At 58.7% G+C, this 7,912-nt stretch carries 6 protein-coding genes; 3 read left to right on the top strand and 3 right to left on the bottom strand.

The genetic code is table 11. The annotated features are described in order from the left end of the window. Positions 1 to 273: 273 nt before the first annotated feature. Positions 274 to 1,134, bottom strand: coding sequence for an AraC family transcriptional regulator (locus LIO64_RS10040; protein ID WP_290549306.1), 861 nt, complete (start codon positions 1,132 to 1,134; stop codon positions 274 to 276). 338 nt (positions 1,135 to 1,472) lie between these two features. Between LIO64_RS10040 and LIO64_RS10035 the strand changes: the two genes are divergently transcribed. From LIO64_RS10035 to LIO64_RS10025, 3 genes are all read left to right on the top strand, one after another. Further along, positions 1,473 to 2,456 carry an alpha/beta hydrolase gene (locus tag LIO64_RS10035; protein ID WP_345779587.1) on the top strand — a complete coding sequence of 328 codons (984 nt, stop codon included), beginning with the start codon at positions 1,473 to 1,475 and terminating at the stop codon, positions 2,454 to 2,456. A gap of 121 nt (positions 2,457 to 2,577) precedes the next feature. Further along, the gene (locus LIO64_RS10030) at positions 2,578 to 3,141 is read left to right on the top strand and encodes a DapH/DapD/GlmU-related protein (RefSeq protein WP_290549304.1); all 564 of its coding nucleotides are present in this window, start codon (positions 2,578 to 2,580) and stop codon (positions 3,139 to 3,141) included. Positions 3,142 to 3,753: 612 nt separating this feature from the next. Further along, the gene (locus LIO64_RS10025; RefSeq protein WP_345779586.1) at positions 3,754 to 4,581 is read left to right on the top strand and encodes an aldo/keto reductase; all 828 of its coding nucleotides are present in this window, start codon (positions 3,754 to 3,756) and stop codon (positions 4,579 to 4,581) included. 462 nt (positions 4,582 to 5,043) lie between these two features. On the opposite strand, the gene LIO64_RS10020 is transcribed toward LIO64_RS10025, so the two are convergent. Then, positions 5,044 to 7,461: a tetratricopeptide repeat protein gene (locus tag LIO64_RS10020; RefSeq protein ID WP_290549302.1), complete on the bottom strand. Its 2,418-nt coding sequence runs from the start codon at positions 7,459 to 7,461 to the stop codon at positions 5,044 to 5,046. A 47-nt stretch (positions 7,462 to 7,508) separates the two neighbouring features. After that, a complete protein-coding gene (locus LIO64_RS10015; protein WP_290549301.1) occupies positions 7,509 to 7,757 on the bottom strand; it encodes a hypothetical protein in 249 nt (82 codons plus the stop codon). Positions 7,758 to 7,912: the final 155 nt, after the last annotated feature.

Genomic DNA, 7,912 nt, shown 5'->3' with positions numbered 1-7,912 from the left:
ATGAGCCAACCGTCGCTCCCTCACAGGAGCGTGGATTGAAACAAGCGATGGCCGCCGCCTTGCGGATGGATTATAGTCGCTCCCTCACAGGAGCGTGGATTGAAACAATCGGTATATGCCGGATAGCGTGAAGGATCGTGTCGCTCCCTCACAGGAGCGTAGATTGGAGCGAAGCTTTACTTTTCATCACTAACGGATGGCTCAGGGGGCGTTTGGAGATGGGACGGGCTAGAACCCGCGACGGGCACGGCGCGTGAAAGCAGCCGTTTTCCTTCAAATGGATGCGGCCTGCAGTTTTTTGATGTCCTTGCGCGGCGGGTTGCCGAACATGCGCTTGTATTCCCGGTTGAATTGGGTAGGGCTTTCATAACCTACGCGGAAGGAGGCGTTTCCCGCGTCCATGTTTTCCACCAGCATCAGGCGCCGGGCCTCGTTGAGACGGATGCGTTTCTGGAATTGCAGCGGGGTGATGGCCGTAAGGGTGCGGAAGTGCTGGTGGAAGCTGGACGGGCTCATTCCGGCATGGCTTGCCAGTTCTCCGATGCTGAAGGGACGGTCAAAGTGTTTTTTCATCCAGCTGATGGCTTTTGCGATCTGGTAGCTGTGGCTTTCCGCCATGACAATCTGCCGGAGCCGGTATCCCTGTTCATCCATCAGGAGGCGGTAATAGATTTCCCGCCTGACGAGGGGGAGGAAAATGGGAATGTCCGCCGGGGTTTCCAGCAGTTCCAGCAGGCGTTCCACGGCGTTAAGCAGGGCCGGAGTCATTTTGCTGACTCCGATGCCCCGGTCTGCGGGGCGTTCCCGGAGGGGAGCCAGGCTGTCGTGAAGCATCAGCTGGGAGATTTCCTGCAAGTCAAGCTCCAGCGTCAGTCCCAGATAGGGTTTTTCCGGGCTGGCTTCAATGATTTTGGAGACGAGCGGAAGTTCCACGGATGAGACGACAAAACTTTGCGCATCATATACATAGGCTTCCTCTCCCAGCAGGATGTGCTTGGCTCCCTGTGCGATCAGGCAAAGGTGGGGGGAGAACATGTAGCTGTGCGGTTCTGTAGGGGATTCCCAGCGGTGAAGTTCCAGTCCGGGAATGGCCGTCGCCGTCTGGTGCTTTCCCTGCGTCCAGCCTGCAATCATTTCTGCAAGGTGCAACGGTTCATGTGGGACATGATCCGGCAGGGGGAGGGGCTTCCGCCCTTTTTCCTTCTCTTTTTCTTTCATGAGGGATGATTCATCTTATTTGAAGAAGGGGCCTGGGGCAATCCCATTCCCTTCCATTTTGCAGGATCAGGCAAGAATGCGGGAGAACCAGGCTACCTGCTTTTCCGGGTATCCTGTTATATTGCCATGGTCCGGTGGGAACGCCGGAAGAATACAACAGGAAGGAATAAGCAATGAATACGAAATCCACCATCACCCGCAAGGCCAGGACCCTGGTCGCAACCACGCTTGGCGCTCTTGCCTTGTCCGGAAGCATGGCTTCCCCGGCAGACAAGCCGTCGGACGCGGATAATTTTTACAAGAGCGGCCAGGTTGCCTTGCAGAAGGTCAAATTTAAAAACCAGTATCACATGAACGTGGCGGGAAATTTGTTCCTGCCCAAGGACAGGGACAAGGCTGCCCGGCATCCGGCCATCATCGTGGGGCATCCCATGGGAGCAGTGAAGGAGCAGAGCGCTAACCTGTACGCCACGAAAATGGCGGAACGGGGTTTTGTAACGCTGGCGCTGGACCTGCCGTTCTGGGGAGAGAGCGACGGCGAACCCAGGAATTCCGTTTCTCCGGATCTTTATGCGGAGGCGTTCAGCGCGGCCGCGGATTATCTGGGGACGCAGCCTTTTGTGGACCGCGCCCGCATCGGCGTGATCGGGATATGCGGCAGCGGGAGTTTTGCCATCAGCGCCGCCAAGATTGATCCCAGATTGAAAGCCGTGGCAACCGTGAGCATGTACGATATGGGGACGGCCAGCCGGGAGGGATTGGGGAAGGCGCAGACATTGGAACAGCGGAAGAAGATTCTGGCGGAGGCGGCGGAACAGCGTTATGCGGAGTTTTCCGGCGCTCCGGCCCGGTATACCAGCGGAACCGTACATGAACTTCATGAGGATTCCAGCCCCATTGAACGGGAGTTTTTTGAGTTTTACCGTACCCCCCGCGGCGAGTTTACGCCGGAAGGACAGTCTCCGGAGTTCACCACCCACCCGACGCTCACCAGCAACGTGAAGTTCATGAATTTTTATCCGTTTTCCGATATGGAGACGATTTCTCCCCGCGCCCTGCTTTTCATTGCGGGAGAGGAGGCTCATTCCAGGGAGTTCAGCGAGGACGCCTACAGGCGCGCCGCCGAGCCCAAGGAGCTTTATTGGGTGCCCGGGGCCGGACACGTGGACCTTTACGACCGGGTGAATATGATTCCCTTCGACAAGCTGACGGAGTTTTTCAGTAAAAACCTGAAGTAAAGGGAGCGTCCGGGGGCGTTGTTGGGGATCATGCGGTCCCCGGCATGTCCGGTCCACACACCGTTCCATGGGAGTAATGGTTCAGGGAGTAGTGCAATAGGAAAAAATAGAAAGAAATCAAATGGAACCTATTTTGGAAAGAATGCGCCGCGGCGGGCTGATAAGGTTGGACGATCCCGGGTATGCGGTCATAGGTGATTTGATCGCCAGGGCGTTCCGCATCACCGGGGAGTTGAATACGGGGTATCATGATGCTGAAGAGACACGGGCCATGATGAGCGACCTGACGGGGGAGGAGATCGATGAAACGACCTGGATTGTGCCGCCTTTTTATACCGATTTCGGACGTTTTACGCGGTTTGGCAGGCATGCGTTCGTGAATTGCGGCTGCACGTTCATGGACCGGGGCGGAATCACGATTGAGGATGAGGTGCTGATAGGGCCCGGAGTTAAGCTGATTACGGAGAACCATGCCGAAGAACCGGATTTGCGGCAGCATGTCCGTTCCCATCCCATCGTAATCAGGCGCAAGGCGTGGATAGGAGCCGGAGCGACCGTGCTGCCCGGCGTGACTGTGGGGGAGAATGCGATTGTGGCCGCCGGAGCCGTCGTCACCCGGGATGTCCCCGCCAATGCGGTCGTGGGCGGCGTTCCCGCCCGGTTTATCAGGAATATCAGGCCATGACGGGGGAAGGAAAAGAACGGGCATTGACAGGAGAACCGCGGAAGTACGGCATTTGTCCGGATGGTTGATGCCCCGTCACGCGTGGGGCCGCAGGCGGCTGGATACCGAGTGATTCCGCCGCCGTTTTTCCGGAGAAAGAGGCCGTGGCTGCTGATCTCCGGGGAGAGCGGATTTTTCCGGGCGGGGTTGTTCGTCACCGGGAAGGCGGCCGGGTGGTTTTTCCTGCCTTTTTCCAACAGGGAGAGGAAGGGATTCCGTGCGTGATCCGGACGTGCAGACGCGGTTGCCGGACGGGAGATGACGGCGGATGCCAGGGATTTTTCCGGCAGAGGGCCGGCCGTTTCCGGCAACAGGTATGACGTGGCGGCAAGTCGGGCGATTTTGCGGGAGTATGTGCGGAGGGAAGATGGTGAAAATGTTTAATCCGTTCATCAGAAGCGTATTGAATAACATTTCCAGTAGACGGAGGGGTGGAGTTACATGGGGAGATGATGGGAGCCGGCGCCGTGATGAAGGTGGGATGCGTCCTGATTCTTGATCTTTTTTCTCCGGATGCTGTCAAAGGTTTATACGGCATGGAATCGTATGATCAGGTAGAAAGAGTAGTTGATGATGGAACATTCAGTAACTTTTCCGGACCACCGGCAGGTTTGCTCCCTGGGGCAGGGAACCTGGAAGATGGGAAAATCGGCGTTAAGGGAAGCCGAAGAAATCAACGCGCTGCGTGCCGGCATTGAGCTTGGCATGAGCGCCGTCGATACGGCGGAGATGTACGGCAATGAGGAGTTGGTGGGCAAGGCGATCTGCGGATTGCGCGACCGCGTTTTCCTCATTACCAAAGTACTGCCCGGCAACGCCAGCAGGACCGGGACGAAAGCCGCCTGCGAACGGAGCTTGAAGAAGCTTCAGACGGATTGCGTGGATTTGTACCTGCTTCACTGGGGAGGCCCCCATCCCATTGAAGATACGGTTGCCTCCATGATCGAGTTACAGCAGGAAGGTAAAATAAAGTCCTGGGGCGTCAGCAATATGGACGTTGCGGAAATGGAGCGGTTTTATGCCGTTCCGGGGGGAAATTCCTGCGCCGCCAACCAGATTCTTTATAATTTGGCCCACCGGGGCGTGGAGTATGACCTGCTGCCCTGGTGCCGTGAGCGCCATATTCCCGTGATTGCCTATTCACCGGCGGATGAAGGGCGTTTGTCCGGCAATCCGGTGTTGGTGGAGATCGCCCGGAAGCATGAGGCAACTCCGGTGCAGATCGCGTTGGCCTGGATTCTGCGGCTGCCCGGAATGATCGCCATTCCCAAGGCGGGTTCCGTCATGCATGTGCAGGAGAATTACCGGAGCCTGTCCATCAACCTGACTGCCGGGGATTTGGAGCTGCTGGACGAGGCTTTTCCGCCGCCGGGCAGGAAGGTGCATCTGGATTCCTGGTAAGCCGTCGGCACAAACCGCCTGCGGGTAAAACGGGCACGCGGATTTTTCCGGTAGCGTCAGCGTGCCGCCATCCCTTTTCTCAATTGAACCCGTCATGGGCGCCAGCCGGACGATGTTAACATACGCGTGCCCTGTGGTCATGGTTGATGGAGCATTGGTAGTGGTAGTCTTCCTCTTCATGACTCTTTACCGATGGAATGCGGAAAGTCGTTTGTGTGCAGCCGGGCGGTTGCGGCGCCGTCTGCCGCGTTCCATGGAAGGACGGTGCGTTCCCATGCCGTAGGAGAGAAGAATGGGGAAACCCTGAGAACGGCGGGATAGGCGGTACTTTCATGCTAGGGCCCCGGCTCCTCCGGCGGCCGGAAGGCTTTCATTCAACCGTGAACAAGGGCCGCCTTTCCGGAAGCACGGTATTCCGGGAGAGGCGGCCCTTGGTTCGGAAGGGGGTAGGAATGGGAAGGACTACAGCGGACTGGCGTCTTCCTTGGGGATCCAGACGGGCGTGTTCTGAAAGGTGCTGGCATAGTACCAGGAACCGCGTTCCGCACGCAGGATGAGCGGGGTGGATTCCGGCAGGGTGATGACAGCCGGGCTGTTCATGTCTGCCGCATGCCTGCCGGGCGTTTTCCGGGTAACGACGAGCAGATGGTCCGCCGGGACGGATTCCGGTGTTTCCGGGTACATGATGTAGTTCATGATGGCCGCCACGGTGACCAGCCCGCTGAGGGTGGCCAGGATGGTCAGCAGCACTCCGTGCCTGCGGGTGACGGTCAGGAGCGCCAGGAAGGTGAGCATGACCGCCCCTGACAGGATGGAGATGGGGCCGAGCGCATCATGGCTGATGTAAGTGAGCCACTGGTTTTCCCTGGTGTCCGGAGGGAGGATGGCCCCTTCCTTGCGTTCGATGAATTGCAGGTTGTACCGGGCTTCCGTGAAGTATGGGGAGAGTTCCAGCGCGCGGCGGTAGTTGAGGGCGGCCAGACCGGGCTTGTTCATGCGGTAGTAGGAGTTGCCGAGGCCGAAGCTGGCATAGGCCCGTTCCGCCTTGGAGAGCTCCGGATTGCTGCTTTCCTTGTTGAAGTAGTCAATGGCCCGGGCGTATTCCCCCTGTTCATAGGCCTGCACGCCCAGGTTGTCCGCTTCCGCGGCGTTCCCGGACGTTCCGGCCAGGGACAGCGCGAGGACGGCGGCCAGGATGACCACCGGAAGCTTGGCGATGGCTTTTTTAATGGCTTGGAGCATGTTCTGGCGTTCTGCATGGGGCAGTTCATCCGACGCTTCGGAGGGCTTGAACGCCCTGTCATCCCGGAGCTGCAGGATCGTTTTCATTTCTTCGTTCTGTTTGGAAGGAGGAATGTGGGTTTCAATGAAGTTGCCCGCGGCGCGCAGGAATTCCGTGGGGCTGGCCTGGCGCGGCGTGGAGGCGAGCTTCCGGAAGGCGCGCATGCGTTCCCGGGCCGTAAAGCTTTCCTTCTGGACCTTCCGGATGTAGCGGATCAGGGCCATGCCCAGGATGATGACGGCGGGGATGTAGGCCAAGAAGTACCACCCCCAGTGTGCCGGAGCGGTCAGGGCGCTCATGACGGCGGCAGGCATGATGCCGTAAATGTCCGTCATTTCCGCAACCGGGATGGTGCCTGCGGGCGGCGGCGTGGCGGGAGCGGCTGCGCCGGCCGCGGCTCCGGTGATGGCGGAGGCTTTCCATTCCAGCGGAATGGGGGAGGTGGTCACGGTTTTGTATTGCTGCGTGCTGGGGTCAAAGAAGGTGAGTTCAAAGGGGGGGATGGCGTCCGTCTGCGCAATGGGGCGCATCATTTGCTGGAATTCCACGGTTCCCTGGGTGGTGCGCGTGTTCTGGCCCGGATCCAGCTTGTTGGGAGGATAAAGCTTCCAGTTGGAGGCGTCCGTGAGGGACGGGCAGGCGATGCTGTGAATATTGCCCGTGCCCGTTACCTTGATTTTAACGGTGATGGGTTCGTTGGCGCTGAGGTCCCGTGCATCCGTGCTGGAGGAGATGCGGAAGTTCCCCACGGCGTTGGTGAAGGAGGCGGGCGCCCCCTCCGGAAGTTCCTGCGCCGTGATTTTCACTTCCGGGATGGACATTTCCACCAGCACTTCCGAGCGGATGAAATTGGCGATGAGCGGGTCCTGTTCCGGCAGCGCGGCGCGGGCCGTGACGGTGCCAGCCGCCGTGACTTCCCCGGCGCGCAGCGGGAAGAGGGTGCTCTGGAAGGTCATGACGTTCCAGTTGACGCCCCTGTAGAGCACGGAGCCGCGGGGCTCCCCGCGGAGCAGTTCCACCAGCGTGGGTTCAAAGCGCCAGGCGGCCAGGTTGGAAGTGGTGATGGTGGGAGCCGTATATTCCAGAATGTATTCCGGAGCGTAGATTTTCAGTTCGCAGCGGTCCGGCTGGTGGACGTAGGGTTTCTGGTTGTCCACATGCCACAGCATGCCGTACGGTACCGTGGCGCCGTTCATGTTCAGCGTGTTCCATTTGATGGCGCTGTAAGGGTAAACCGTCAGCGTCTGGGGAAGCGTAGTATAGGTGCGGCCGTTGTTGGCTTGGAGGGTCAGGGAGGGGATTTCCACGGTGCCGACTTCATCCGGAGTGACTTCAATGGCCATCAGGAAGGCGGACTGCTTGGGAGACCCTGGCCAGCGGATGTAGTTGCCCTGGTTGACCCAGCGCAGACTGGCCCCCTTCACCCTGGGGAGCGGGTCCTGGCGGGCGATGCTGCCGTCCGTCAGGATGATGAAGAGGCGGGTTTGTTCTCCCGGCACGACGGCGTCGGACAGCCAGGTGGTGACCACCTGCTGCGCCATGAGCGTGACGGTCATGCAGAAGAAGAGTGAAAGAATGGCGAGCAGTTTTTTCATCATGTTGCGGGATATGTTTGAAGGGTTGGCGTGGCAGATGCGGGCGCGGGTTAATAGTCCTTGTCCGGCGGAATTTCCGGGGAGCGCTGGGGAACGGGGCAGCCGGGTTCAATGTCCCTGCGTTCCATCAGGATGGCTCTTGCTTCCCGGCGTTCCTTTTCCTCCTTGCTTTCCTTTTGCGTGGCTACCGGTACGGGTTTGTCTCCTTCCGGCTGCGGCTTGGGCTGCGGTTGTTCCGTTCCGGGCGTTTCAGGCAGCTTGTCTTTTTCCGGGGAGGAGGGAAGCTGGGCGTTTTTCATCTCATGTTGATCACCTTTGTCTTCCTTGCCCGGGGTGTTATCCTTGTTTTGGTCCTTGTTTTGGTCCTTGTTTTGGTCCTTGTTTTGGTCCTTGTTTTGATCCTTGTTTTGATCCTTGTTTTGATCCTTGTTTTGATCCTTGTTTTGATCCTTGT

Source organism: Akkermansia sp., from assembly GCF_020860705.1.
Classification (GTDB): Bacteria; Verrucomicrobiota; Verrucomicrobiia; order Verrucomicrobiales; family Akkermansiaceae; genus Akkermansia.
The sequence above is the reverse complement of the archived record's forward strand: the minus strand, read 5'-3'. Positions and strand labels throughout refer to the sequence as shown.

Coding starts and splice junctions, on each gene's coding strand:
- LIO64_RS10020 (WP_290549302.1), bottom strand. CDS start 7,461: ATGATGAAAAAACTGCTCGCCATTCTTTCACTCTTCTTCTGCATGACC.
- LIO64_RS10040 (WP_290549306.1), bottom strand. CDS start 1,134: ATGATTGCAGGCTGGACGCAGGGAAAGCACCAGACGGCGACGGCCATT.
- LIO64_RS10035 (WP_345779587.1), top strand. CDS start 1,473: ATGGCTTCCCCGGCAGACAAGCCGTCGGACGCGGATAATTTTTACAAG.
- LIO64_RS10030 (WP_290549304.1), top strand. CDS start 2,578: ATGGAACCTATTTTGGAAAGAATGCGCCGCGGCGGGCTGATAAGGTTG.
- LIO64_RS10015 (WP_290549301.1), bottom strand. CDS start 7,757: ATGAAAAACGCCCAGCTTCCCTCCTCCCCGGAAAAAGACAAGCTGCCT.
- LIO64_RS10025 (WP_345779586.1), top strand. CDS start 3,754: ATGGAACATTCAGTAACTTTTCCGGACCACCGGCAGGTTTGCTCCCTG.